The sequence below is a fragment of the Paenibacillus sp. CR_12 genome (assembly GCF_041953985.1).
Taxonomy (GTDB): Bacteria; Bacillota; Bacilli; order Paenibacillales; family Paenibacillaceae; genus Paenibacillus_AQ; species Paenibacillus_AQ lautus_A.
In genome coordinates this window covers 1-24436 of record NZ_JAVFHO010000012.1, presented here as the reverse complement: position 1 = coordinate 24436, position 24436 = coordinate 1, and the positions used below count along the sequence as shown (strand labels likewise).

Here is a 24436-nt window from a genome sequence, read left to right as displayed (position 1 = left end):
AAACGATATCAGGCGGTGAGATGAATGGAGAGATTGAAAAACAGCGGATTTTATAAACTGAAATTTTTAATAACGCCGGAAGAATTCAACCAAATGTTGGCACGCTTTGAGCAAAAACAGGCCAAATTTCATCGTACGAAAATGCCATGACCCAGCATGATCTGGATCAGGTGACTGAGGCGTATCGTACCTATTATCAGTATTTTACGGCGCAGGACAGGCCCGATTACCACCCTTTCTTTGTCTATTCTATTTCGATTGCTGAGGGCGATGAAAGCTCCGGATTCTTTGTCAGAAATGAAGGTGTCTCATTCCCCTACCGGGGACAGTGGGCAGAAGATGAATTACCCTATGTCTTGCTCTCCCTTCCAAAGGGAATTCGAATCGATGCAGAGGATGAACGAGGAAAGTATTATCTGTATGAGGATATTCGGGGACACCGGCCGTTGACGTATGTTTTTTTCGAAGAAATGGCAGCATCCATGAAAAAAATGACCAAGCCGCTTCGTTTCTCGGTACAAGCCGCAAACGCTATGCAGGAGCAGAAGCCGGCTGTTCGCATAAGTCAACAAGCGGTGAATGATCTGATTGACTCGTGGATCGTAAGGAAATATGGGCTGGTTATGAACAACAAGAAGGACATATCAGGTACGTAAGAGGAATCCTCGGTAATCCCCATTCATATGAGCCGCAATCCCCCTCACTTCCACGATGTATTGTACGGAAAAATTCGCATTACCCTTGAAAAGCCCGCCAACCGTGGTCTTCATAAATGGGGAAAGCGGGCCTATCGAGGGCGGGACACCCGGTCCGGATACTTCACTTCCGGGTATTCCTCCGAGGGACCGGTTAGAAGCTTACTCTCCATTCCGCGCAAATGCTGATTAAAGAATTCCAGCACGTAGCGGTTGACGATTTCGGCTCCCCTAGATCCATTCATGCTTCCGGTCATGCCGGTCAGGCGGGTAAGCGGAGAGTACAGCTGAAGATCGGTGAAATTATAGTGTCCTGCGCCTTCGATATAAAGGGTCCGTCCTAGTCCCTGTTGAGATAAGCGATCCATCAGCTTCAGTTCCAATTCCCGATTCGCCAGAATCATGTCGAATTGTTCTCGCGTTAACCCCAGTGCTTGGAGCTCGGCTTCCGTAGCCGGGGTTTGGCGATACTTCGCCTGCTGTTCGTTCACCTTCATAAAATCCTCCGATTCCATGAACATAAACGGTTTCTCCATGTCGTCCCGGTCCTTCGTTATGAATAGCGTTCCGTCCATATTCACGCCGGCTTTGATCCGCGGGTTGGAATAAACGGCTTCAAAGGCTGCAGCCCCGCCGAAGGAATGGCCCATCATGCCGATGTTGTCCAGATCTAAGGCTCCTTTAAACTTGCTGGCGACGGCGCCTGATTGAAGCCTCTCCAACTGATCCGTGACAAAGGCGATATCCTCATTCCACACCTTCAAAATAGTGCGGCTGTCCTCGAATAATCGCTCCTGGGATTGTTCCGTAAGAAAACCGGTTACGCGCCCATCGGGAAATGCGGTGGCGGCCGTGCTGTACGTATGATCGATGGCAAATACGATATAGCCGTGGCTGGCAAGATGTTCGGCCTGGGACGAATGCAAAATTCTGCCGACCCCCATGCCGTGCGACAACAGCACCACCGGATACGGATTCTTCGCCAGCCGCAAATCGGCATGGCCGTTAGCGTTGGCCCGGCTGTATTTCCAATAGTCTAACGCGGCCGCGGGAAGGCCCAGATATTCGGAATATGCTTGCATATAGGTGTGAAAGAGCCTTTTATCCTTCGGAAACAACGTAGCTTTCTCGGCGCCTTGGCCAGACGCTGCGGCCGGATACCATACCTGAACGATAAGCTCACGTTTGTCGCCTTTTTGTTCGGTAAACGTTTCTTCCCGGTCCGCATCAACGAAATGGAGCGTATCCGTTCCCACCCTGAACTCGCCCGAGGGCGTCGGTAAATGGAAAACCGGCAGCAGTGCCGATAAGGCAGCCGATCCGCCCAGCAAAACGACCGAAAGGCCCCATATCGTGTACCGCAGCGGTTTCTTGACCGTTCGGCGTCTGAACAGAACCAACACAAAGAGCAACGCGGTGACGATGTAGGCCGGAATCATCTGCCACCTGTATCCCTCGACCAGCAGCTGCACGGCGAACAGCAAACCGCCAGCGATGCCGACGATCGCGCCAGCCTTCCGATTTATTGTGTCACGGCTCAACAGTATTATCAGCATCGCAACGCAGGCTGCAACCCACAACATTTCCAGAACTCTCATACGCACGCTCGCTCCTTGTTATCGCAATTATTTGTATGATAACGGATCAAGGTTAAAACGAGCGGATGGTTTCGTTTAAAAAAGGTTTAAATCCGTGCTGTCCTATGTAGGATTCTCCGGTGTCGGTACCGGAGGCTCGCGCTTTTTGCCGAACCTGCATGTTTCTACATATCGGCATCTTTCGGCTCGAGCAGTGCCAGCAGCTCCGAAATGGAGTCGGCATGCTGATCGCTGCTGTTCATGATCGCTCGGAAAACAGGAGCCGCTTCCTGCAGCAGCACATAACTGAAGTAATAATAACTGATGAAGATTTCCGCTTCATAACCGGGGGGTTCCTCTTCTTCCCATCGCAAATCGTCTTCTTCGTCGTCTTCCGGCCATAAGTATCTTTCGTCCAGCAGCTTATCCATCGTTTCAACCGTTTGTGCCGAATCCATATATTCCACGGTTATGGCTGAAGCTACGGATAAGTATAATTCCATTTCTTCTGAAGAGACCTGCTCCGGTTTCTGTTTGGCAAGCTCCCGCAGGAGCATAAGCAGGGCCCATGGCGTCGTCTGCCACAGGGTGCCTTGGTGCTCGATCAGGCTGGCCAATTCTTTATATTGTCGTGTTTCCAATAGCCGAGGAATATCCGTGCCTCTTCCATAGGCTGTCGTCAACCGCTGCCACGGCACGCTGGCTGTCGTATGGGTCAAAGCGTTCATCTCCTTCACCTCCTACATATGTATCCCGGGGAGTTTACAGCCACCCTTTATCTTCAGCGATCGTGACGGCCTGCTGCCGGGAATCCGCCTCCAGCTTCTGGATGGCGGAGGACAGGTAGTTGCGCACGGTTCCCCTTGTCAGAAACAAGGCTTTGCTGATGTCGCCGGTAGTCATGCCTTCCTTGGTTAACCGGAGCATTTCGATTTCCCGTTCGCTGAGCGGATTCTCCTCCTTCATGAAGAGCGCGGCCGCCAAGTCGGTGCTCACGACCCGCTCGCCCTTCATGACCCGCCGGATGGCCTCAATCAAGAAATCGATGGGCTCGTCCTTTAACAGATAGCCCTCCACCTGCGCATCCATCGCTTTTTGCAAATAACCGGGACGTGCGAAGGTCGTGACGATCATGATTTTGCAGGATAGGCCTGCTTGACGTATGGACTCGGCCAATTCCAGGCCGTTAATATGAGGCATCTCGATGTCGAGCAGGCACACGTCCGGCTGATGCTGCCGAATCGCGTCCCAGGCGCGCTGCCCGTCCGGCACCTCGGCCACCACCTCGATGTCGTCTTCGAAATTGAGCAGTGAGGCGAATGCGCCGCGAAGCATTTGCTGATCTTCTGCAATGACGATTCGAATCATGATGCGTCCTCCTTTTCATGCCGGCGAAGCGGGAGTTTCAGGTACACCTTGGTGCCCCCCTGAGGCAACGGGTCGATGGCGGAGGACCCGCCCAGCGTCTTCATCCGCTCCATGATCGACGGAAGGCCGTTTCCGCCGGCGTTCCCCGCAAGACCCACGCCGTCATCCGCGATATGGATCCCGAAGGCATGATCCTTCGTTTCCAGTTTGACGGTGCACCGCTCGGCCCGGCTATGCTTGATAATATTGGTCATGGCTTCCCGGACGCAGAGCGCCAGCATCGTTTCTTCCACGCTGGATAACAGTGGAGGCTTCTCCGGATTCTCGATGCTCAGCGATATTCCTGCCGTATGCAGCAGCTTGGCCGAATGCTCCAGCTCGCTTGCCAGCGAGATGAACTTCATATCGGATACCAGCTCCCTTACCTGCTTGAGGGCGGTTCTGGAGGTATCCAGAATCTCGCCTAACTCCCGTTTGGCCTGGCTCGGATCCTTATCCACCCATTTCGTTGCCAGCTCGCTCTTCATTTTGATCATCATGAGGGTCTGCCCCAAGGTATCGTGGAGATCCCTGGCGATTCGCTGCCGCTCCTCCTGCTGGATATACTTTGCGATCTGCTCGTTGGCTTCATCCAGCTCCCCCTGCAGGCTTTTTGCTTTCTCCTTGATGTAGATGACGATCGGATATACCGACTGTATGATCATGATCGGAAGGTAAATGGCATTGGACGTTTCGAGCAGCGGTTCCTTTCGGAAAACGAACACGAGCAGGAATGATAGGGCAATGGCCGCACAGCCGATGGCGATATGTACCTTGGACTTGGACCGGCCCAGCAAATCGGCAAAAATGATCCCGAACAGCAGGGTGCTCGGCCCCGTATACACCCCGAGTACGCCTACAGCGAACAGGCCCGCCAGCACGGCAGCCAGCAGCCAGCCGCCCCGACGCCATAATGCGACATAGAATGAAACAAGGAACAGCAGGAGCAGCAAAAGGCTGCCCCACAGTCCCAGCGCCGTATCCGAACGAAACACCTGGTAGCATAAGAATACGGTCAGTATGATATCGATGAGCAAATAACTTTTGATCTGATCCCTCGGGTACAACTTATAGAACATATCAAGCCTCCAATTTCGGCTATCTTGATTCGAAGAAACCTATCGCCTGTTTGCGGGCGGTCTCCATGGGCCCCAGCTTAAAGCGGCGGAGCCATAGGGACGCCATGCCCAGCAGAAATGCGGAGATAACCAGCCAGATGGCGATAGTGGCCGCTGAATTCAGCTTGCCGGCAAGCCCCAACCCCCAGCCGTAAAAGATGGTGGATGCGATGATGTTCTGGAGCACATAGCAGCTCAGTGACATTTTTCCGACGTTCTCCAGGCGGCACCATAGCCATTCCCATTTCGTATATTGTATCATTCTCGCAATGATTGCTATATACCCCATAGACATAAGTGGAGCGAATAAATAGCGCACCGGTAGATCGAAAGCGCCGCCGGGAACGAATATGAGCAGGTTGAGCGGCACGCCGACATATATACCCAGCTTGAATAGCCTTTTTCGCAGCCTTTTGCCGTTGTCGTCCGGGGAGAATACGCCTGAGCGCATAAAGCGAACCCCTAGCAGAAACAGAAACACGTTCGTCGGGATGACGAGGATGGCCTCCGCTCGCAACGGGAGGAAATTCGCCAGCCGGTACCGGACCTGTTCGATCCAAGTGCCTTCCTGATAGAGAGCAGCGACATCGTCAAAGCTGCCCAGCGATACGCTGGCCCCGCTTGCCAGCATGAGTCCCGCAAGGGCCAGGATCGCGATGGCAAAGATACTGCCGATTACATTCATCGTGCGGGCGATGAGCCGGTCGCCGCCCTTTACGATAAAGGCTGCAATGATGGCGGTAATTCCGTAACTCATCAAGATGTCATACTCCATGACTAATATAAAATGCAGCAGGCCTTCGAGGATTAAAAACAAAACGGCCCATAAATAAACGCCAGGCCACGGCTTTCCTTTGCGCTTGGCCTGCCGGTACTTCATTTCCAGACCGACCCCGAACATGATCGTCAGCAGTCCGAGCAGCTTCCCGTTTACCAGAAACAAGACGATCATCCGGAGAAGATCGTCCGCTCCCCACCAGCCGGAGTGATCAAAGGTGGTAATGTAGCGTAGATCCCCCGCATGTGCGAAGATCCAAATATTCGTCCCGAGCGTTCCCAGGATCGCGAAGCCCCGCAAAATATCCAGCAGGCGAATTCTGCCCGTACGTTGTTCCATTCTCCCATTCCTTCTTTCTTCTAGGTTCTCTTGTCTTTTTATTGTAGGTACGATCTCCCTGGCGCAACATTCACACCTGTAAAGAGATCCGTATGACACGTGTCATAAAAGCAGGGAGAACGAACGGAAGAAGTCGGATGGGGTTCTCGTCATGGCTTGAAAATTGTGGAATAATAGAAGAAAACAGGAGGAGTGATCATGTACATCGTATCGGGACCGAGGCCGCTGTCGGATGGCCAAAGTCAAGTGCTTGGAAGAGAGGAAGAGGGGGTTTATCCGCCGGGCTACGTCCGGTTTATGCAGCGATTCGGCGAAGGGACTTACCGCGGGTGGATGAATGTCCAGCAGCCGGATAGGGAGGTGCTGCAGCCTTTTGCCGAGTACGGGTTATGGGAGCATGACGATGACAGTCCCATTACGGAGCCGCAGATTGCAGAGTGTATCGCTATAGGCACAACGGTGGACGGTGATTTTCTGGCGGTGCATCCCCAGACGGCTCAGTTGCTCTGGCTTCCTCGGCATGCGGACCATATACAGGCAATCTTGCTGCAGTCACGGGAGCGGAACGATGAAAGCCTGTACGCCGCGGTGCTGGATGAAATATACCGTCAGGTGTATGGAAGCAGCCGAGAGGGAGTCGTCTATTACGAACCGTGGACGGGTACGCGGAGCCATCTCTTTTTGCGTTTGCCGCCAGGGGAGGATCAGCCTTCGCTGACCGAGCTGGCCGGTATGTGTCAAGCGTCCTTTTCGCCGGATCTGTGCGTGGAAAACGAATATACATGCAGCTTGTTCTACCGGGAACTGGGCGGATATGTACGATTCAATTATGCTTATCAGCAAGAGGTAGCCGTCTTCTATGAACAGGATGCAGGGCAGGCATTTGCCGTTATAGAGGCATGGCTCCTGTCGAAAGGGTGCGAAAGGGTATCATAACACTTAGATCCATATCGGTACTCATCAAGTGGGGAACTGCGTTTAAGATAAGGGGGACATGGGATGAAGCTGGCTTTTTCGCTGGATGCACACGGAACGTGCGTAGGTCAATTAAGGGACGAGCTGCTGCCGTTAGGGGAACTGGCTGCCGCCTGGAAGTTTCCGTTCGATATCTTTGTCGTATTTCGCGTTTTGCCGGAAAGTTATGGCCGAAAAACATCCAGACGTTTTGATAGCAGGGATCATACCCTCGACTTGGATATCAGTTTAAGTTATGAGCAGTACCAACGAATGTCCAAACACGAGCAGCGCGAGGCACTGGGGAGTTATCTCTACGACTATCTGTCGGAGTCCGTTGCTAAATATAAAAAGCACGCAGATGCGGAGACCCAAAAACAGCTTCTGGACCGGGTGAAAGAATGGATGCTCGAACACGGTTGGCTGCATGGAAAAATCCATCAGGCACGGGAGCTTCTGGCGCAGGACATCGACCTCTATGAAATCAGCCGAACGCTGCAAATGCCGCTGGAAGAAGCGGAATATATGTATCTCCGCATGAATGGACATGAGCCTGCAGACGTTCATCCCGATAACATCGCAGCAGGAAAAGCCCAGCCATATTCTTTGTAGGCGCCTAAGGAGCGAAGCTGTTCGTGTGATAGGAGCGTATCAAGCGGCAGGGCTAGAGCTGTCCCAAATCTCGAACTGCCGTCTCCAAGATCAGCCGCGTATCCTCTTTAGGCTTGTCATTCAAATGCTCCCCGATGTAAGGGACAGCCGTTTCGCCGAGCTCAATCAGCCAATTATTGAAATAAGGAAGAAGCATACATACACAGGATTTACGCAGGGAGGAATATCGATGATCGTTCTGAAAGATATCGGCAAGTTCGAGGAATTACCGGAGATTGCGATGCACATCTACCAAGGGAACATTCCGGCTTTGCAGGAGGCAATAACCGCAGGCTGGGATATCGAGGAGGGCATCGTATTAAGCAGATATACGACATTAAGCCCGCTCGATCTGGCGTTGATCTCGCAGCGAACGGATGTGGTGAAGTTGCTGGTCGAGCACGGCGTTAACCTGAATGTCCATCATAATCCGGCTTTTTTGCGAGCGGTGCGGTACGGCAAGGAAGATATCGTTCGTTATATCGCAGCGCAGGGCGCCGAGCTGGATAAACTCAATCAAACCGGTTCAGGCGCATATGCACAGGCCTATTACGGCAACAAAAAAAACATCCCGCTCATTCATGAGCTGGGATTGGATCTCAAGCTGCATGGCAGCGCGGTGCTGCGCCAAGCCGTGTCGGACCATGATTATAAGACACTCGATTATCTACTCGATCATGGGGCGGACATCAATTATAATCAGCCCGATATGGTCTATCCTTATCAAGCGACTCCGCTAACCGTGGCCACGCGGATGGGGAATCAGCGCATGGTCAAGCATCTGATTGAGCGCGGCGCTGACGTGACGTTGGCGGAAAAGGACGGCGAGCGGCCGTATACGATTGCGGTCGGCAATAAGGATACCGTCCTGGCCGACTACTTGAAATCGCTGGAGCCGGCCGAGTTTCATAGCTTAGAGAACAAGAAGTATGCGCTGAAAAAGTATAAATTGACCGATGAATTGGTCCGTTTTCTGACAGGAGACCAGCTGCGGCTTAAGCTGCCGGAGAATGAATATGAAATCGGGTATATCGATTTCTTCACCCTGACAGATACGATCGAGATGAAAGTCGGCCGACAAAAGTTTCTGCGCCTGTCAGCCGACATTGACAATTACTCCGATCTGCAGCTCGTATGGAATCCGAAGAAAAAGGGACTGATTGGCTGTTACGATGTGGAGCATCAGACGTATGCCGATCTATGCAGCTTTACCGAGTTCCTTGCGCAGCCTGAATCGTACCTCATCCGTTTTCTTGAGGGAGAGCTGTAATCGAGAATTCAGGGTCAAGGTATATAGGCGCCTACGACCTCGAATTTCAACTCATTGTCTATGGTCATATGCCTTACTTCGATGATATTGCCTCGTTGGAACGTGGGGATGCTTATGATCGGGATAACGGTTCTTACGACGGTATGGATCGTCTCGCCATCCGGTTTGGTGACGCTTAGGTCCAGCAACACTTCGGGTTGATCGTCAACCTGCACATTCGTTTGCCGGATCGAGTTGATCTGTGCTTGAGCGGGCGTACCGCTCGCGAGAATCGCCTTGCGCTGCACGTTTCGGTTGTTGTTCGCCCGTAATTCCTTGGTGAATTTCGCGATGAAGAAGGACGGCGTGATCAGTGAGAAAATGACGATGATCACAATAAGGGTCGTCAATGGCTGCACCTCGCTTTCCAATCATGATCGGGAATTCGAAAATCGTACGGCTTCCATTTTAAGTTTATTTTAGCAAAAAAGATAAGTCTAGGGGTTTCGCTTTTTTTGTTCTAGTCCATTTCTGCAGGACTGGCTATTAAGCCGAAATCACTTGGCATTGCATGAACTAAATCAGCAGGAGGAAAGGGTCCTTTAACCGGATTCATATCATATGTATGGAAAATTACGCGAATATTTTAGCTGAGCGCGAGGACTGTATACTGTATGAGGCCGGTCGAGGTCCATCTACAGGACAAAGTACGGGCTGGATCGGCGGCAATGCCCCGGCCTATTTCGACGACAAAGCGGATGTCATCCAAGAAGGTGACCTGGGCTATTACTTCTATTTAAGTCTTATTCATCCTTTCAAGCCTGCCTCTATGATCTCTATTTTCATCCCTAATGACTATGAAAAATACGTAGAGCACAATCAATATCCTGATTGCTCTATCAAGGTAATGGAGCACCCAATGACTGGCGAGAGCTTGAGCGATCATTTTGCGCACCCGGACCTGATCAAGCATCTTATTTCGCATCGAGAGACATGCAGCGACCTCCATTCGATGGATCAGTCTTTCCTGATCAAATTCGGCGGGAGCCCGAGACTGGTCCAAGATGAAGCTTATTATTCGGCCAAGCTGAGGGAGGAAGGATTCTCCTTTTTGTTTCAGGTGGACGAAGATGGGTATCCCGAGACACTGCTCCGAGAGGACAGCAGTTATCCTTTTGGTTTTGGAGCTCTGTATATTTACGCCAAAATCACCACGAATGACGTTCAGGACCCGGTAGCGGGCTTCTGGCAGTTCTCATGAAAATGAATAACACTAACCAAGGAAGCGATTGCCGGGACTGCGGCGGTCGCTTTTTCATCATGATGAAGAGTGAAATCATTCCTCATTTTCCAAAGTCGTAATACTTTCGCCCTGTTGGCCGGCTGCAAGGTATGGGATGATGGGTTCATCAAAGATTTGAGGTCATGGACTTTGAACCTTTGGCCTTCAGGCTATTGCGATCCTTCCTTCTACTTCATTTGGCGAACCTAGGGTCGCAGCTTTCCTGAGGGAGTTTGTTTCAAGAGAGGAGGCGTCCAGGCTATCATATTCCTTCCTTCTATAATTCTTTCAATGACATTAGGGATATGGCTTTCCTGGACTCTTGATATGATGAACTCGATTTATTTACGAAGAGCGAACAAATTGATGGTTGATGCAGAGAATGAATCGGATCGTCTCCCAAAAGCTTATCTGGCGACGGCCGTGAAGAATATCGAGCAGCTTGGGTATACGTTCTCGTATCCATTGCTGAACGCCGTGCGAGCCTTATCCAAAGAGCAGTTCGAAGCGCTTTATCAACCGCTGATTGACGATTTACGGGTGATGGTAGGCGCGCATGTAAAATATGTGCCGATGTATCCCGCGTTCCCGCTGCAGGTGATGGAGGAGGACGATGCGGAGCTGTACCTGAATGCCATCTATCATGATCTGACTTGGGATTTGCCTGCATATGAGCATGAAGAGAGACCTCCGCTGCAGGATGACATCAACCTGAAAACCATTGATCTGGGAAGCAGGGCGGATTTCTATGCCATGATACGCCAGCTGATCCAAGCTAAAGGCTCCATCTCCCCAACGGATAAAGGGGATATTGAGGCCGTTATTGAGCTTGTCGACCCCGAGGAACTGGATGTCATTCTCCCTTCCGAGATTCAGTTCAAGGAGAATGCGGGATTCGTGGCAGCTGCGTTAATGAAGCATGACAAGGGGAACGTCGAGCGGATCGGGCGTTATTTCAAAACCGCAACCGATGTCCTTCGTCTAGCGGTGGCTTGGTCAGGCGGAGATGTCAGCCTGGCGGAAGCCACCCGGTTTCGCAAATTTAAGCGGCGCGAAAGACGGCTGCTGCTGGGGTTGCTGGAACGCTGTCATCCGATAACGGAGGATATGCTCAGATTTAAGGACCGCTGGATTCGTTTGGGCGAAATCCTCCATCCTTCCGAATATAAGCACCGGTATAAACGCTGTGAGGAAGCCTTTGATATTTTGCGGAATCACAAGCCCTTTACCACCTATAACGGGAGTGTCGAGCTTGCATTTCAGTACGGCCAGGTCTGGAACTTGATCGATTTGTTGATGCAGCGTCCGGGTGAGTTTGCCCGCAGATTGGATCAGTTGCTGCGATCCACCGAACATACGGAGTATGTCGTTCTGGCGTTTGGCGAGGTGGCGAATCAAGTATCGACGCCGGTCTTGCTGCAAGTGAAGAATCATTTTGCCCGCCGCCGCCAGCCTCAAGAGCTGCGCGTCTTTTTCCCGAAAGGAAATGTGGCTAAAGCCTTTGCCGTACCCCATACGCTTCCGGAGATCGATGAAGCGGCATGCCGAGATATCGTGCAGGTATGCGAGCAGGCGTTGATCCAGCGGTTCGCCGCGCTGCCGCCCTTGGGGAAGGCCTATGTCGATAAGCGATTGAAGGACTATCATGTGCCGTTCTCGCAGAGATCGGCAAGCAAAGCCCTGCATACGTTAGTTCGGGGAAGCCGGGTGCCGATGGCGGAAGGGGATACCATCCGTTTCTTCAGCTGGTGGAAGGAAGGACGCGTGAACGGAGAGCCTACGGGCCGCGTGGATATTGACCTGTCCGCCGTCATGTATGATCACGACTGGCAGTACGTCGAGCATATTTCTTATACGAATCTGCGGTCCTCCCATTACAGGGCCGTGCACAGCGGGGATATCGTGTCAGCTCCTCAAGGAGCATGCGAATTCATTGATCTGCATATTCCAACCATCGTCCAATACGGCGGACGTTATATTGTGGCGACTCTTCATTCGTATACAAATCAACCGTACTGCAACCTGCCGGAGTGCTTCGTGGGCTGGATGATGCGGAAGAAACCCGGTTCCGGTGAAATATTCGAGCCCTCGACGGTGGCAAATAAAATCGATGTCGCCGCCGATACGCAGATCGCTATTCCCGTTATCTTGGATTTGGTGGAGCGTACGGTCATCTGGACCGATCTGTCCCTAACCAGACATCCACACTACTACAACAATGTAGAGGGGAATCAGAAGGGGATGGTCTTGATGGGCAAAGCCATGACAGCCCTGCGGAAGCCCGATCTGTATGATCTGTTCATGCTGCATGCCAAGGCAAGAGGAGAGTCCGTAGATCATGCGGAACAGGCGGAAACGATCTTCTCGGTGGAACATGGGGTGACCCCGTTCGATATCGAGCATATTATGGCGGATTATGTTGTGTAAGTTCATGCGGATGCCATGTAGATGCCGTTAAGATAAGGAGCAGCTTAGGCTGCTCCTTTTTTGCTGGATCGAAGAGTGAAGTAGCATGCTTCTGGTTACCCCTGGATTCTGGAATTCAGTATCTCTAGGTAATGAGCATTGTACATGATGCCTAGTATGTTGCCGAAGGGGTCGGTGACGGATGCCGTAATGAATCCCTCCCCGCGGTGGGCGAGCGGTTCGTATTCTTGGGCACCCATGGATTTCAATCGGCTGAGGGTGGCCTCTATATCATCGACATGCCAGTACATGATCGCTCCGCCGAGGCCGGACGTTGGCTGACCAGGGGCAAAACGGCGATCGATGAGACCCAGCTCGTGCTGGTAGTCCCCAATCCGAAATTCGGCGTAAGCCAGTTTCCCGTCGGGACCTGACCTTTCGAAGTATGGCGCAATACCCAGCAGGTCGGAATACCAAGCCTTTGCCGCTTCCATATCATCTGCCCAGTAACTGATGGTCGCAAATCCCCGCAATGTTTGGTTTGTGTTTATCATATATTTCCTCCTAGGACGATTAAGATTGGTTTTATGGCTATTATGAGCGGTGATGACTGACGTCTTTATGTCAGTGTTTTGGTTTTTTTCTAAGCGTGGGAGTTTTTGGTTAACACGATAGGAGCTATCATTTTTATGATATGGGGATGTAAAATGACGATTTTCATGACAGCAGTCACTATTTTGAAAGAAATGGACGATATACAATAGAAGGCGGTTGGAATTTGTCGATAAAAGTAATTCACATCATATGGAATATGGCGTGGCGTAAACTGCGATAATTCCGACGGTACGTACATAATTTGATAGATTGAGGAATTTATCCACTCATTAGGGGAGGCACATATGCATTTTGCCAAGAAAATAGGACTGTTATCTCTAATCGTATCTATTGTAGCGGGGTTGTTATTTCTCAAGCCGACCGGTGTAGTCTATGCATCGTCTCCGACATCCACGATCATGGTTGCCGATACGTCGCTATCGATTGGAGAAACTTCATTGGTAATGATCACGTTCTCGGAAGCGGTAACAGGCTTTACGCTAGCAGATCTGACAGTAGCGAATGGCACATTAAGCGGTTTGAGCACGTCCGACAATATCACGTATACGGCGACGTTGACGCCAGACGCCGGCATCACAGATGCAACCAATGTCATTACGCTGGACAACACGGGCGTACAGAATGCGGCAGGTAATGCGGGAGTGGGTACCACGGATTCTAACAATTACGCGATCGATACACAGCGGCCGACCGCCACCATTGTAGTTGCCGACACGGCGTTATCTATTGGCGAAACTTCATTGGTGACCATTACGTTCTCGGAAGCGGTAATAGGCTTCACGAATGCAGATCTGACGGTGGCAAACGGTACGCTGAGTGCCGTGAGCTCGTCCAATGGCGGGATCACCTGGACGGCGACGTTGACGCCAACTTCTGGCATTATAGATGCAACCAACATCATCACGCTCGATAATACGGGCGTGGCCGATTTGGCGGGCAATGCGGGTGTTGGTATCACCGGTTCCAACAATTATGCGATTGAAACGACACAGCTGACGGCCACGATCGTGGTTGCCGATACGTCGCTATCGATTGGAGAAACTTCATTGGTAACGATCACGTTCTCGGAAGCGGTAACAGGCTTTACGCTAGCAGATCTGACGGTAGCGAATGGCACATTAAGCGGTTTGAGCACGTCTGACAATATCACGTATACGGCGACGTTGACGCCAGACGCCGGCATCACAGATGCAACCAATGTCATTACGCTCGACAATACGGGCGTACAGAATGCAGCAGGTAATGCGGGAGTGGGTACCACGGATTCTAACAATTACGCGATCGATACACTGAGACCAACCGCTACTATTGTAGTTGCCGACACGGCGCTATCTATTGGCGAAACTTCATTGGTGACCATTACATTCTCGGAAGCGGTTAGTGGCTTCGCCAATGGGGACCTGACGGTGGTAAACGGTGCGTTAAGCAGCGTTAGTTCATCTGACAACATCACATGGACTGCAACGCTCACGCCGAATTCCGATGTAAATGCTGCGACGAATAACATCACGCTTGATAACTCGGGGGTGACCGATTACGCAGGCAATGCGGGAGCAGGCTTGACGGAATCCAATTCGTACTCAGTGTTCACGGTGCCGGCATCTGCGGATTTGAGCAGTGTAGCGTTATCGAACGGGACACTAAGCCCTGTCTTTGCTTCTGGAACTGAAGTGTACACGTCAAGCGTGCCTCACTCCGTTTCCGTATTAACCGTAACGGCGACTGCACTCGATAGTCATGCTACGATAACGGTTAACGGTACTTCAGTACTAAGCGGGCAAGCAAGCTCCAATATACTGCTAAACGTGGGATCGAATACGATCACGATTGTTGTAACGGCAAGCGATCAATCGACCAGAATCTACACGATTACTGTGACCCGCGAGAATAGCTCCTCTAACGGTGGCGGTTCTTCTAATGGGGGAGGTACAGCCAGCGATGGCGGTTCGTCCAAACCATCGGCTCCCATGGACAATACAGTTACCTCATCCGATGGAAAAATCACGCTGCCAACAGGAAGACCTGGGTTGGTTAGCCTGGGGAAAGAAATCATCATCTCCATTCCGGCAGGCGCCACACCTCAGGAGCTGAAATTATCGATAGAGAAAATACAACATACCGAAGCTCTCTTAAAGAATAACGAGGTTTTGGCAAGCCCGGTATTTGAAGTTCTAACAAACGTCTCGGGGAATTTTAACAAACCCGTGAAACTGAGTTTAGCTTACGACGCCGCAAGCTTAAAGAGCGATCAAACAGCGGCCGTCTTTTACTTTAATGAAGTGAAAAAGGCATGGGTGAAAGTCGAGGGCAGCATCATACAGGAGAATTATATATCCGTAGAGGTCAATCACTTTACGAAGTATGCAGCACTCGTAGTAAATAAAGCCAACGGAATGCCCGTTGTCGACAAACCAACAGACCCGTCAACGGAAATTTCCTTTACCGATATTTCCGGACATTGGGCCGAAGTAAGCATTAAGGAAGCGGTACGTGAGGGTATCGTGACGGGATATCCGGATGAAACGTTCAAGCCGGGCAACACCGTGACGCGTGCAGAATTTTCCCTCATGCTGATGAATGCGCTGAAGTCGACAGATGCTGGAGCGGAGTTGATATTCACAGATACAGCTTGGATCGGTGACTGGGCTAGGAAGGCAGTTTCGCAGGCCGTCCAGGCTGGCATTATTCGAGGCTATCAGGATGGCTCTTTCCGTCCAAACGCAAAAATGACGCGTGCTGAGATGGCAGCAATGATTGCGAATGCGCTCGAGCTATCCATCAAGGACATCCCCACAACCTCTTTTTCAGATGACAAGGCTATTCCTGATTGGGCGAAAAGCTCTGTTGAAGCGCTGAAGGAACTTGGTATTGTTAAGGGAATTGGCGCAGGCGAGTTTAATCCAAGCGCTCAAACCACGAGGGCAGAGGCCGTAACCGTTCTAATGAACATGTTAGGTCAATCCAAATAAAGTTTAGCGATGAATACAGAGGACGCCGAAAAAGTGTCCTCTGTATTTGCATTGAACGTAATAAACCGCAGGTGTGCTTGCTTGTTGTCATATCGATCAGTTCTGTAGCTTCCATGCTGGAGAGGGCTATGCTGGAATGGTATAATTTCAGAAAGGATGAATAGAGTGGGAGGCATGAACGATGAATGAGGAGCTTTTGGAGCAGCTGGAAGAGTGGCATGAAGAGGACGAGTTTGAAGAAATCGTAGATGCGATTTCGGAGATCCCGGAGGAAGAGCGGGATTATGCGCTGATCAGCCATTTGGGCCGGGCGCTGAACAATCTCGAACGCTACGAAGAGGCGGTTGAGCAATTTCTGTCCATTCGGGAAGAGGGCAAGGACGATCCGCTGTGGCATTACCGCATTGGGCTCGCATATTACTATTTGGATCGTTACGAAGATGCTCGCAAAGCGTTCGAAGTGGCCGATCATTTAGAACCTGGAGATGAGGATACGCTGGAGTTTCTGGAATGGATCCGGAACAAAACGGCTCCGAAGCCAGCAGAGAAGTCCAGTGCCGCCGTGTCTTATACGGATCCTGACGTACTGAATTTCTGGGATGACGGCGCCCCGGAGGCCGATAAATACGTCTCTGCTCCGCCTACGGACGAGCTGATCGAATCCGTGGAGGAAGCGCTGGTCTTCAAGCTGCCGGCATCTTATATTCAAGCCATGAAAGTACATAACGGGGGGATTCCCCGAAACCGGAAATTCCCTATAGAGGGTGGAGCACAGGATTTTATTGAAATATCAGGTATTCTGGGAATCGGACGAGACAAGAAAAAATCCTTGTGCGGAAGCCTGGGCAGCCGCTTTATGATCGAGAACGGCGGATATCCTGAGATTGGCGTGGTGATCTGCGATTGTCCGTCCCCGTCCGAGGTCGTGATGCTGGATTACCGTTCATCGGGGAACGATGGAGAGCCGGAGGTTATTCATGTGGACAAGGCCAGCGATTACAAAATCACCCGTCTTGCCGCGAACTTCGAGGCTTTCATTAGTGGATTGGAGTAAAAAGATAGGCAAGGCGAATTCACGATCCATGATCTCGCTTCTAACAAAGAAAGCATCCCCTGCAGGAGATGCTTTTTTTCTTTTTGCATACCGTTAGTTTCTAATTCGGTTGGATTCGTCCGTAATGCAATATTTTGCGTATCCTAAAATATTCCAACCTATGTTAAAATGGATATAAAACAGACTGTTAGGGAGGCAATTTATTTGATAGGGCGCAGTGGAAATCCGACACTCAACGAAGAAACCTTTGAGAAGAGTGGGTATTACAACAATCAAGAAACGATGACGATTGGCGGAACGGTGAACAAATCGTTCATGCTGCTCGCGCTGCTGATCGGGGCAGCGGTCATTTCTTGGGTTATGTTTTTTAACGGGTATGAGGTATTCCCGTTCATGATCGGCGGAGCGATCGGCGGTTTTGTCCTGGCGCTGATCATCAGCTTCGTGCCGAAGGCAGCACCGTATCTGGCGCCGATCTATGCGATCCTGGAAGGCTTCTTCCTGGGTGCATTATCCGCGCATTACGAATATCTGTACTATGGCATTACTTTGCAGGCGGCTTTACTGACGATGTGCATATTCCTGGGCATGCTGCTCGCGTATAAGACAGGTCTGATCCGGGCGACGCCAGGCTTCAAAAAGGGGATCATCGCGGCAACGATCGGCATTGCGCTTGTCTACCTGTTTAGCATGGTTCTCGGCCTGTTCGGCGTAACGGTACCTTACCTGCATGACAGCACACCGATCGGTATCGGAATTTCCGTTGTGATCATCATCATCGCCGCACTGAATTTCGTGCTGGATTTTAACTTTATTGAAGAGGGCGCGCGTCATGGTGCACCTAAATATATGGAGTGGTACGGCTCATTTGGTTTGCTGGTAACACTCGTCTGGCTGTACATCGAAATTATCCGGTTGCTGGCGAAGCTGGCGAATCGGGACTAAGGATTCGTATGAACCAAACATCGCTGTCGAGGGATTCTCGATGGCGATTTTTTTTATGAATGCAGCAATTAATCAGCAGAATAATAAATTTCCCTCAGTAAACCCTACAAAGAGCGACTTGTGTTTAAATAATAGGTAGATACCGTCATCATCAAATTGCTTGAAGAAGGAGATCCCATGACCAACCGGAAAGCTTTGAACGATATAGGATGGAATTTTGACAATAGTTACGCGTTATTGCCGGCATCTTTTTTTACCAAGCAAGACCCCACGCCGGTGCGCTCGCCGGAACTGATTGTTCTAAATGAACCGCTGGCAGCGTCGTTGGGATTGGACGCCGATGCCCTGCAAAGCCCGGAGGGAGCGGCAATGCTTGCTGGCAACGAGATACCCGAGGGGGCCGAGCCGCTCGCTCAGGCATATGCCGGGCACCAATTCGGATATTTTACGATGCTGGGCGACGGCCGTGCGATTCTGTTGGGTGAACAAATCACGCCGCAGGGAGATCGCATGGATATTCAGCTCAAGGGCTCGGGCCGGACGCCGTATTCCCGGGGAGGCGATGGCCGGGCTGCCCTGGGTCCGATGCTGCGCGAGTATATTATCAGCGAAGCCATGCATGCGCTGGGCATTCCGACTACCCGAAGCCTGGCGGTCGTGGCGACCGGCCAGCCTGTCACCCGTGAAAGAGATTTGCCGGGCGCCATCCTGACCCGCGTGGCCTCAAGTCACGTAAGAGTGGGGACGTTTCAATATGTTAGGGGAGCGGGGACAACCGAGGATTTACGGGCTCTGGCGGACTACACCCTGCAGCGGCATTACCCTAAGGCAGACCTTGGTGACGGTGCCAACCGTTATCTGGTCTTGCTTCAGGAGGTCATCCAGCGTCAGGCGGTCCTGATCGCCAAATGGCAGCTTGTCGGTTTTATCCACGGGGTGATGAATACCGATAATATGACCCTCAGCGGCGAAACGATAGATTATGGGCCTTGCGCCTTCATGGATGCCTTTGACCCGAATACGGTATTCAGCTCCATCGACTCTCAAGGCCGCTATGCCTATGTCAACCAACCGTATATTGCCGCTTGGAATCTCGCAAGATTGGCGGAAGCCTTGCTTCCGCTGCTGCATGAAGAGGAAGAGCAGGCAATCAAGCTGGCCGAGGGGGCGATTGGGTCCTTCACCGATCTGTATCACGAGCAGTGGCTTGCAGGCATGAGAGCCAAGCTGGGGATCTTCCATGAAGAGGAGGACGACGAATCCCTGATCGAAGACCTTCTCAAGATGATGAAAAATTATCAGGCAGACTATACCAATACCTTCCGTGCGTTAACGTTTGACAAACTCGAGGACACGCCTCTAAACGGCACGCCGGAATTAGCTTCCTGGTACGAGCGCTGGCAAGCAAGGCTTGGCCGCCAGCAGGAATCCAGGGACCAATCCCATCAGCTGATGCGCAGCAGCAATCCTGCGGTCATTCCGCGGAACCACCGGGTGGAGGAAGCGCTGGAAGCCGCGGAGAACGAAGGGGACTACAGCGTGATGAATGAACTGCTGAACGTTCTGTCTGATCCATACGCGCATTCCCCGGAACAAGCGGAATATGCGATCGTGCCCGAGCGTTCCCGTCCTTACCGTACCTTCTGCGGCACGTAAGGAAGGATAGCCACCCGTGGAACGTCCCGAAGATGATGGATGGATATTGATCATCGTGTACCACGGGCAGCGGATGCGAGATCCGATATCCGAGATGCGTCAAGACCAAGCAAGAATGACCTTGCTTGGTCTTTTTTATATATAAAACACATCAAAAAAGCCCCTGGACCAAGCGTCCAAGGGCTATAAATCGTATGGCTGTTTTATTCGAGACCTAATTCAACATCATAGCAGAGCCGAAAGAAATAGTCTATATTTTTGCCCGGAAATGCCATAGAGTGGGGGAGCCGGCAAAAACAATGGAATGGAGCGTGTTTTCATGAGTTGGACTTGTCACCTCGATGAAACAGATGTACAGGAGTATGTCGGGAAGGTTTTGGGTACCGGATATATTGTCGCGGATGTAAAGAAGATGCATGGCGGAGCGCAAAAGGTGGTCTATAAAATTCACTGTCGCAATGGATTTGCCTGCGTGCTGTATGTGTGGGATTTGACGAAGAATTATTTTCAGGAAGAAATAGCGAACGAGCGTGTGCATGAACGATCCTTTGGCGGACATTCGTTCGAAACCAATAACAGATGGTTAAGGAATCATGGTATTTCTACGCCTGCTCTATATGATCTTCACACGGGACAGGACCGTTACCCGTTTGACTATGCTCTTGTTGAATGTATTGAAGGACAGAAGGCAGAAGCTTGCCTTCAGGACCCGGACCAACGGGTCCGGGATGAGGTCCTGGAACGGATAGGCAGCATGATCGAACGCATGCATGCAAACCACAGGCAGAGTTACGGAAAGCCCGATCAAAGCGGGAACCAACGGGAGCGATGCCATCATCTACAGCTGGAAAATGCCAAGGAACAGCTGTCCTACATCGTCCTGCATAACGAGAGTATCCGGAAGAATCACGACAGGCTGCTCGCTGTGTTGCATGAACTGGAATCCAGGATAGATTCACGCAAGCGATATGGCTTTATCCACGGCGAGTTGGGACCCGACCATGTCCTGGTCACAGACCGCTTAGAGCCTTATCTCATTGATATTGAAGGTGCGCAATTCTTCGACATCGAGCATGAGCATACATTTCTGGAGCTGCGATTCGGGAAGCATTATCGGTATTTCCAACAAAACGGGCTTGATCCGAATCGGATGCTATTTTACCGTCTGCATCACTATATCTCATTAACCTCGGGCGGCTTGAAGCTTCTTCACCGTGGATTTCCGGATCGGGTCTTTGCTTCGAATTTGGCTGATTATCATGCTCGCAACACCCTACGATTCATGGAGGAATGGCAGCTCGATAACTAGCCTTCATGAGCTAGGCTGGAAACATCACGAACCCTCGGGCTGCATGGGTTCTAAGATTTGACTGCAAACTCCTGCTTATAGATTAGCTCGATCGTGCTAAGCAGCTCTGCACCTTGGCTTGAGAATTTTAAAGGCGTTGCTTTACCCTTGTTGAGAAATGCCCCCGTCGATTGTCGGGATTGACCTAGCGCTGCTTCATACAGGCGTGAAGCTCCTTCACTGGGATGGGAGAAGAACAGGTTACGGATCGGGATCATAAATTTTGGCATCCCGGCGTTTTTGGTCATGGTTGTTTTATTCCCTCCCGGACAGACGCTTCGGATCGTAATGCCATCTGCCTGCATGGAAGTGGCGATCTCCTGAGTCCACAACGATAAGGCTAATTTGCTCGCAGCATAAGGCCCAATCAGCTTCTTGAACCCGACAGGGGACGCCAAGGTACGGTGATCGAACTGTTTGAGATACAACAACGCATTCGAAGACGTATTGATTACCGTCTTGAAGCTGCCTTTCCCAAGAAGCTCCTTCAGTTCCATCAAGATGATATAAGGGACGATAGAGTTTACTTCAAAATGCATCTCGCGTCCTTGTTGGGAGTAGGATAATTCGCCGAAGGAGACGCCTGCGTTATTGAACAGCAAGTCAATATGACCCTCGTGTTTCTTGATCTGATCCAGCGAGGCTTGGAGATCCGTGAAATCCGATAAATCAGCCTTGTACGTTCTGAGCTGCCGCAATCGCAGTGCATCTTGAATCCGTGCATCGTCCGTTGGAAAGGCAGAACGGATCAAAGCGAGGACTTGCCAGCCTTCGGATAACAATCGCTTGGTTAACTCCAAGCCAATGCCGGAGCTTGCTCCCGTGATCAAGGCGACGTTATTCATTCTTTTCTCTGTCATGTGTAAATCTCCTATACTTCGGATTCTTTGCTGGCCGCCTTTTCGGGATTAAGCAGGGACTGATTTTGGTTCAACTTGTCATCGATGAAACGCAGAATGCGCTGCAGGTCCGAAATCTGACCGGTAATTTTTTGACGGTAATTCTGGAGCATGGCATTCAGCTCCGGAACGGATTGAATATTTTCCTTAAAGGGAAGATGCACATAGGCTTTCATATCCTCCAGCGACATTCCTGTCTTCTTCAGGCATGTGATCAACTCCATAATTTCGGCATCCTCTATGTGATAGACACGATGGCCGTTATCCTTTCTTTTGGGAGAGGGGAGGAGCCCGATTTTTTCGTAATAGCGAATGGCATCCTCGGTCAATCCGGTTCGTTCAGACACTTGCTTGATGGAGAATGTTTCTCCCATGAGGTCACCTCATTTCTGCAGCTCGTAACGAGTTGCAACGTTATCGTACAACTTGGTGTTAACACCAAGTCAATATCTATTTTTTATTCACAGATCATTTACGTCTCTGTGCCCTTTGATGAAGGATCTTAAAGTATTGCCAGATCGATCTTTTGGAAATGCTTATATAAAAGACTAAAGATTATTTATCTTTTCAGTTGTTATTTCTCTAGCTGCTTCTAGAAAGGGAGAATGAAATGCAAGCTTATGTATTGCCTATTTTCATTGCGATCTCCGTATGTTTTTTATTAGCGTCTTTTCTGACGCTTCCTTGGGCCGTTTATCAGTACCGTAAACATGGGTACTTTAGCTTTTGGAGAACATTACTTATCTTTAGTTTTATCTTGTATGGATTAAGTGCTTTCTTTTTAGTGATTTTTCCACTCCCCAGTGCCCGGAATAATTGTGCTTCAATGGATCCCGGTACGATTCTCATTCAGTATCGCCCTTTTCAATTTATACGGGATATTCAGCGTGAAAGCGGATTTCATTGGACGAACCCCTCAAGTTATCTCCATTTGTTAACAACGCGGGCCTTTTATCAAATGTTTTTTAATGTTTTGCTTTTGTTTCCTTTAGGTGTGTTTCTGAGGTATTTTTTCAAAGGTAAAGCAAAATGGTTTCATGCTGCTCTTATTGGCTTTGGTGTTTCGCTTTTCTTTGAAATCACCCAACGAACCGCTTTGTTTGGCTTTTTTGAATGCCCCTATCGTATATTTGATGTAGATGATTTGTTGACGAATACGGTTGGGACTGTACTTGGCTTTATACTCGCCCCCATGTTTTTGGTGTTAATACCATCGCGGGAAACCCTTAGTGAGCAAAGCCACTTCTTTCACAATCAGAGAAAAGCAACCTTTGGTGCCCAACTCATGGAGATTCTTCTAAATATTATGATTGCCAGAGTGATAACCGGCTTTATATTAGGGCTACTGAAGAGTCGAGGATTATTGGTTGACGAGATCATCTTTGCCATTGTTTTCTTTGTGTTGATGGTCGTTATCCCTGTGATTTGGAAGGGAAATACGTTGGGCTCCAAGATCGTTCGCATGAGATTAATTCCGGAAAAGGGGAATTGGATAGGAAGCTTGAGCCGACGTTACGCCATTGTCTATTTGCCTTTTTTGTGCTCAGCCTTATCGGAGATATTTTCGAATCATATGGGAGAAGATCTTCTAGCCAACCTTTTTGCAATTGGGGTGGTTTTCCTTACAGGCCTGTTATGGTTCTTTATCTTCTGCCATATCGTGATTAGATGGATCAAAAAGGACAACGTTCTTTACTTTAATCGATACAGTCGCATAGAGGCTGTTAGAATCACGGGTGAAAAGTGATCAATGTAAAAATTACGGATTATATGGAACCAAGAATAAGTCGATAGCGTTATTAAATCGAGACGATTCCGGTTTCCATAGGAAGTGGCATGGTGAATACGGAACAGATGGGAGCTGAGGGAGCATGAATTTTGATATCAAGGAAGCCGTTGAGATTCTGGAACGAACCCCCGTCACCTTGGAGCACATGTTATCCGGTTTATCGGATGGATGGCTTAGGAGCCATGAAGGGGAAGGCACCTGGAATGCCATGGAGGTGATCGAGCACCTTATCGAAGCTGAGCGGACCAACTGGATACCGCGGCTGGAGTTTATGCTGCAGGAAGGGGAGGACAAGCCGTTTCCGCCCTTTGACCGTTACGCCCACTTGAACGAGGCGGCTGAGCAATCCATCGATCAAAAGCTGCAGGCGTTCAAGGCCATCCGTACTCAAAATCTGGCTAAACTGAAGGTTCTGATGGATTCGGCGCCGGATTTCGAACGGACGGGCCTGCACCCGGCATTCGGCGTGGTGAAATTAAGAGAGCTGCTGTCGACGTGGGTGGTTCACGATTTAACGCATACGTCTCAAATTGTGCGGGTCCTGGCCGAGCGTTACCGGCATGACGTGGGGCCATGGATCGAGTATTTGGGAATTCTGAAGAGACGATGATGATGTCAATCGGCAGGCCCTACCCTCTATATGTCCGGGGGTAAGCACCGCAGGAGTCTTACCTATATAATAAAAAGCCGATGATCCGCATTCGA

Annotated in this window: 23 protein-coding genes; 14 read left to right on the top strand and 9 right to left on the bottom strand. The window is 50.4% G+C overall.

Annotated features, from left to right (window positions below):
• Positions 1 to 24: 24 nt before the first annotated feature.
• A complete protein-coding gene (locus RB297_RS28705; RefSeq protein WP_375121973.1) occupies positions 25 to 150 on the top strand; it encodes a hypothetical protein in 126 nt (41 codons plus the stop codon).
• Positions 147 to 656, top strand: a complete 510-nt coding sequence (locus tag RB297_RS28700) for a hypothetical protein (RefSeq protein ID WP_375121972.1) — start codon at positions 147 to 149, stop codon at positions 654 to 656. The genes RB297_RS28705 and RB297_RS28700 overlap by 4 nt, the downstream gene beginning before the upstream one ends.
• 131 nt (positions 657 to 787) lie before the next feature.
• On the opposite strand, the gene RB297_RS28695 is transcribed toward RB297_RS28700, so the two are convergent.
• The 5 genes from RB297_RS28695 to RB297_RS28675 all read right to left on the bottom strand — a co-directional run bounded on the left by RB297_RS28695 (position 788) and on the right by RB297_RS28675 (position 5914).
• Positions 788 to 2293, bottom strand: coding sequence for an alpha/beta hydrolase family protein (locus RB297_RS28695; protein WP_375121971.1), 1506 nt, complete (start codon positions 2291 to 2293; stop codon positions 788 to 790).
• A 164-nt stretch (positions 2294 to 2457) separates the two neighbouring features.
• Entirely contained in the window at positions 2458 to 3000 is a 543-nt protein-coding gene (locus RB297_RS28690) for a hypothetical protein (RefSeq protein ID WP_096777212.1), read from the bottom strand.
• A 34-nt stretch (positions 3001 to 3034) separates the two neighbouring features.
• A complete protein-coding gene (locus RB297_RS28685; protein WP_090909640.1) occupies positions 3035 to 3640 on the bottom strand; it encodes a response regulator transcription factor in 606 nt (201 codons plus the stop codon).
• Positions 3637 to 4758 (bottom strand): sensor histidine kinase, encoded by a 1122-nt coding sequence (locus tag RB297_RS28680; RefSeq protein ID WP_192570202.1) that lies wholly within the window; start codon positions 4756 to 4758, stop codon positions 3637 to 3639. Before RB297_RS28680 ends, RB297_RS28685 begins: the two co-directional genes overlap by 4 nt.
• A gap of 19 nt (positions 4759 to 4777) precedes the next feature.
• Positions 4778 to 5914: a DUF418 domain-containing protein gene (locus tag RB297_RS28675; RefSeq protein WP_096777209.1), complete on the bottom strand. Its 1137-nt coding sequence runs from the start codon at positions 5912 to 5914 to the stop codon at positions 4778 to 4780.
• A 198-nt stretch (positions 5915 to 6112) separates the two neighbouring features.
• Between RB297_RS28675 and RB297_RS28670 the strand changes: the two genes are divergently transcribed.
• The 3 genes from RB297_RS28670 to RB297_RS28660 all read left to right on the top strand — a co-directional run bounded on the left by RB297_RS28670 (position 6113) and on the right by RB297_RS28660 (position 8789).
• Positions 6113 to 6850 carry a hypothetical protein gene (locus RB297_RS28670; protein WP_375121970.1) on the top strand — a complete coding sequence of 246 codons (738 nt, stop codon included), beginning with the start codon at positions 6113 to 6115 and terminating at the stop codon, positions 6848 to 6850.
• Positions 6851 to 6913: 63 nt separating this feature from the next.
• A complete protein-coding gene (locus RB297_RS28665; protein ID WP_375121969.1) occupies positions 6914 to 7480 on the top strand; it encodes a hypothetical protein in 567 nt (188 codons plus the stop codon).
• A 229-nt stretch (positions 7481 to 7709) separates the two neighbouring features.
• Positions 7710 to 8789 carry an ankyrin repeat domain-containing protein gene (locus RB297_RS28660; RefSeq protein ID WP_213580827.1) on the top strand — a complete coding sequence of 360 codons (1080 nt, stop codon included), beginning with the start codon at positions 7710 to 7712 and terminating at the stop codon, positions 8787 to 8789.
• 14 nt (positions 8790 to 8803) lie between these two features.
• Here the strand turns inward: RB297_RS28660 and RB297_RS28655 are convergent, their stop codons facing one another.
• The gene (locus RB297_RS28655) at positions 8804 to 9187 is read right to left on the bottom strand and encodes a hypothetical protein (RefSeq protein WP_249732899.1); all 384 of its coding nucleotides are present in this window, start codon (positions 9185 to 9187) and stop codon (positions 8804 to 8806) included.
• Positions 9188 to 9393: 206 nt separating this feature from the next.
• Here RB297_RS28655 and RB297_RS28650 point away from each other — a divergent pair, with 206 nt between their 5' ends.
• On the top strand, positions 9394 to 10029 hold the full coding sequence (locus tag RB297_RS28650) for a hypothetical protein (RefSeq protein ID WP_375121968.1): 636 nt from the start codon (positions 9394 to 9396) through the stop codon (positions 10027 to 10029).
• Between the two features lie 348 nt (positions 10030 to 10377).
• A complete protein-coding gene (locus RB297_RS28645) occupies positions 10378 to 12477 on the top strand; it encodes a cytoplasmic protein (RefSeq protein WP_375121967.1) in 2100 nt (699 codons plus the stop codon).
• Between the two features lie 95 nt (positions 12478 to 12572).
• Here RB297_RS28645 and RB297_RS28640 read toward each other — a convergent pair whose 3' ends face one another.
• Positions 12573 to 13010: a VOC family protein gene (locus RB297_RS28640; protein ID WP_375121966.1), complete on the bottom strand. Its 438-nt coding sequence runs from the start codon at positions 13008 to 13010 to the stop codon at positions 12573 to 12575.
• Between the two features lie 345 nt (positions 13011 to 13355).
• Between RB297_RS28640 and RB297_RS28635 the strand changes: the two genes are divergently transcribed.
• The 5 genes from RB297_RS28635 (at position 13356) to RB297_RS28615 (ending at position 21004) form a co-directional block, all read left to right on the top strand.
• Positions 13356 to 16040 (top strand): Ig-like domain-containing protein, encoded by a 2685-nt coding sequence (locus tag RB297_RS28635; protein ID WP_375121965.1) that lies wholly within the window; start codon positions 13356 to 13358, stop codon positions 16038 to 16040.
• Between the two features lie 181 nt (positions 16041 to 16221).
• Positions 16222 to 17094 carry an SMI1/KNR4 family protein gene (locus RB297_RS28630; RefSeq protein WP_375121964.1) on the top strand — a complete coding sequence of 291 codons (873 nt, stop codon included), beginning with the start codon at positions 16222 to 16224 and terminating at the stop codon, positions 17092 to 17094.
• Between the two features lie 204 nt (positions 17095 to 17298).
• Positions 17299 to 18039: a Bax inhibitor-1/YccA family protein gene (locus tag RB297_RS28625; protein WP_375121963.1), complete on the top strand. Its 741-nt coding sequence runs from the start codon at positions 17299 to 17301 to the stop codon at positions 18037 to 18039.
• Positions 18040 to 18216: 177 nt separating this feature from the next.
• Entirely contained in the window at positions 18217 to 19695 is a 1479-nt protein-coding gene (locus tag RB297_RS28620; RefSeq protein ID WP_375121962.1) for a protein adenylyltransferase SelO, read from the top strand.
• Between the two features lie 319 nt (positions 19696 to 20014).
• On the top strand, positions 20015 to 21004 hold the full coding sequence (locus tag RB297_RS28615) for an aminoglycoside phosphotransferase family protein (protein WP_375121961.1): 990 nt from the start codon (positions 20015 to 20017) through the stop codon (positions 21002 to 21004).
• Between the two features lie 50 nt (positions 21005 to 21054).
• On the opposite strand, the gene RB297_RS28610 is transcribed toward RB297_RS28615, so the two are convergent.
• Positions 21055 to 21903 carry an SDR family NAD(P)-dependent oxidoreductase gene (locus tag RB297_RS28610; protein WP_375121960.1) on the bottom strand — a complete coding sequence of 283 codons (849 nt, stop codon included), beginning with the start codon at positions 21901 to 21903 and terminating at the stop codon, positions 21055 to 21057.
• Positions 21904 to 21914: 11 nt separating this feature from the next.
• Entirely contained in the window at positions 21915 to 22316 is a 402-nt protein-coding gene (locus RB297_RS28605; RefSeq protein WP_096777196.1) for a MerR family transcriptional regulator, read from the bottom strand.
• Between the two features lie 236 nt (positions 22317 to 22552).
• On the opposite strand from RB297_RS28605, the gene RB297_RS28600 reads away from it, so the two are divergent.
• Positions 22553 to 23689, top strand: coding sequence for a VanZ family protein (locus RB297_RS28600; protein ID WP_096777195.1), 1137 nt, complete (start codon positions 22553 to 22555; stop codon positions 23687 to 23689).
• A 124-nt stretch (positions 23690 to 23813) separates the two neighbouring features.
• Complete coding sequence (locus tag RB297_RS28595) at positions 23814 to 24341, top strand: DinB family protein (RefSeq protein ID WP_192570217.1); 528 nt, start codon at positions 23814 to 23816, stop codon at positions 24339 to 24341.
• Positions 24342 to 24436: the final 95 nt, after the last annotated feature.

What these genes read in the sequence shown, in the direction of transcription:
- RB297_RS28705 (WP_375121973.1), top strand. Translation starts at nt 25, where the DNA reads ATGGAGAGATTGAAAAACAGCGGATTTTATAAACTGAAATTTTTAATA.
- RB297_RS28700 (WP_375121972.1), top strand. Translation starts at nt 147, where the DNA reads ATGACCCAGCATGATCTGGATCAGGTGACTGAGGCGTATCGTACCTAT.
- RB297_RS28695 (WP_375121971.1), bottom strand. Translation starts at nt 2,293, where the DNA reads ATGAGAGTTCTGGAAATGTTGTGGGTTGCAGCCTGCGTTGCGATGCTG.
- RB297_RS28690 (WP_096777212.1), bottom strand. Translation starts at nt 3,000, where the DNA reads ATGAACGCTTTGACCCATACGACAGCCAGCGTGCCGTGGCAGCGGTTG.
- RB297_RS28685 (WP_090909640.1), bottom strand. Translation starts at nt 3,640, where the DNA reads ATGATTCGAATCGTCATTGCAGAAGATCAGCAAATGCTTCGCGGCGCA.
- RB297_RS28680 (WP_192570202.1), bottom strand. Translation starts at nt 4,758, where the DNA reads ATGTTCTATAAGTTGTACCCGAGGGATCAGATCAAAAGTTATTTGCTC.
- RB297_RS28675 (WP_096777209.1), bottom strand. Translation starts at nt 5,914, where the DNA reads ATGGAACAACGTACGGGCAGAATTCGCCTGCTGGATATTTTGCGGGGC.
- RB297_RS28670 (WP_375121970.1), top strand. Translation starts at nt 6,113, where the DNA reads ATGTACATCGTATCGGGACCGAGGCCGCTGTCGGATGGCCAAAGTCAA.
- RB297_RS28665 (WP_375121969.1), top strand. Translation starts at nt 6,914, where the DNA reads ATGAAGCTGGCTTTTTCGCTGGATGCACACGGAACGTGCGTAGGTCAA.
- RB297_RS28660 (WP_213580827.1), top strand. Translation starts at nt 7,710, where the DNA reads ATGATCGTTCTGAAAGATATCGGCAAGTTCGAGGAATTACCGGAGATT.
- RB297_RS28650 (WP_375121968.1), top strand. Translation starts at nt 9,394, where the DNA reads ATGGAAAATTACGCGAATATTTTAGCTGAGCGCGAGGACTGTATACTG.
- RB297_RS28645 (WP_375121967.1), top strand. Translation starts at nt 10,378, where the DNA reads ATGATGAACTCGATTTATTTACGAAGAGCGAACAAATTGATGGTTGAT.
- RB297_RS28640 (WP_375121966.1), bottom strand. Translation starts at nt 13,010, where the DNA reads ATGATAAACACAAACCAAACATTGCGGGGATTTGCGACCATCAGTTAC.
- RB297_RS28635 (WP_375121965.1), top strand. Translation starts at nt 13,356, where the DNA reads ATGCATTTTGCCAAGAAAATAGGACTGTTATCTCTAATCGTATCTATT.
- RB297_RS28630 (WP_375121964.1), top strand. Translation starts at nt 16,222, where the DNA reads ATGAATGAGGAGCTTTTGGAGCAGCTGGAAGAGTGGCATGAAGAGGAC.
- RB297_RS28620 (WP_375121962.1), top strand. Translation starts at nt 18,217, where the DNA reads ATGACCAACCGGAAAGCTTTGAACGATATAGGATGGAATTTTGACAAT.
- RB297_RS28615 (WP_375121961.1), top strand. Translation starts at nt 20,015, where the DNA reads ATGAGTTGGACTTGTCACCTCGATGAAACAGATGTACAGGAGTATGTC.
- RB297_RS28610 (WP_375121960.1), bottom strand. Translation starts at nt 21,903, where the DNA reads ATGACAGAGAAAAGAATGAATAACGTCGCCTTGATCACGGGAGCAAGC.
- RB297_RS28605 (WP_096777196.1), bottom strand. Translation starts at nt 22,316, where the DNA reads ATGGGAGAAACATTCTCCATCAAGCAAGTGTCTGAACGAACCGGATTG.
- RB297_RS28600 (WP_096777195.1), top strand. Translation starts at nt 22,553, where the DNA reads ATGCAAGCTTATGTATTGCCTATTTTCATTGCGATCTCCGTATGTTTT.
- RB297_RS28595 (WP_192570217.1), top strand. Translation starts at nt 23,814, where the DNA reads ATGAATTTTGATATCAAGGAAGCCGTTGAGATTCTGGAACGAACCCCC.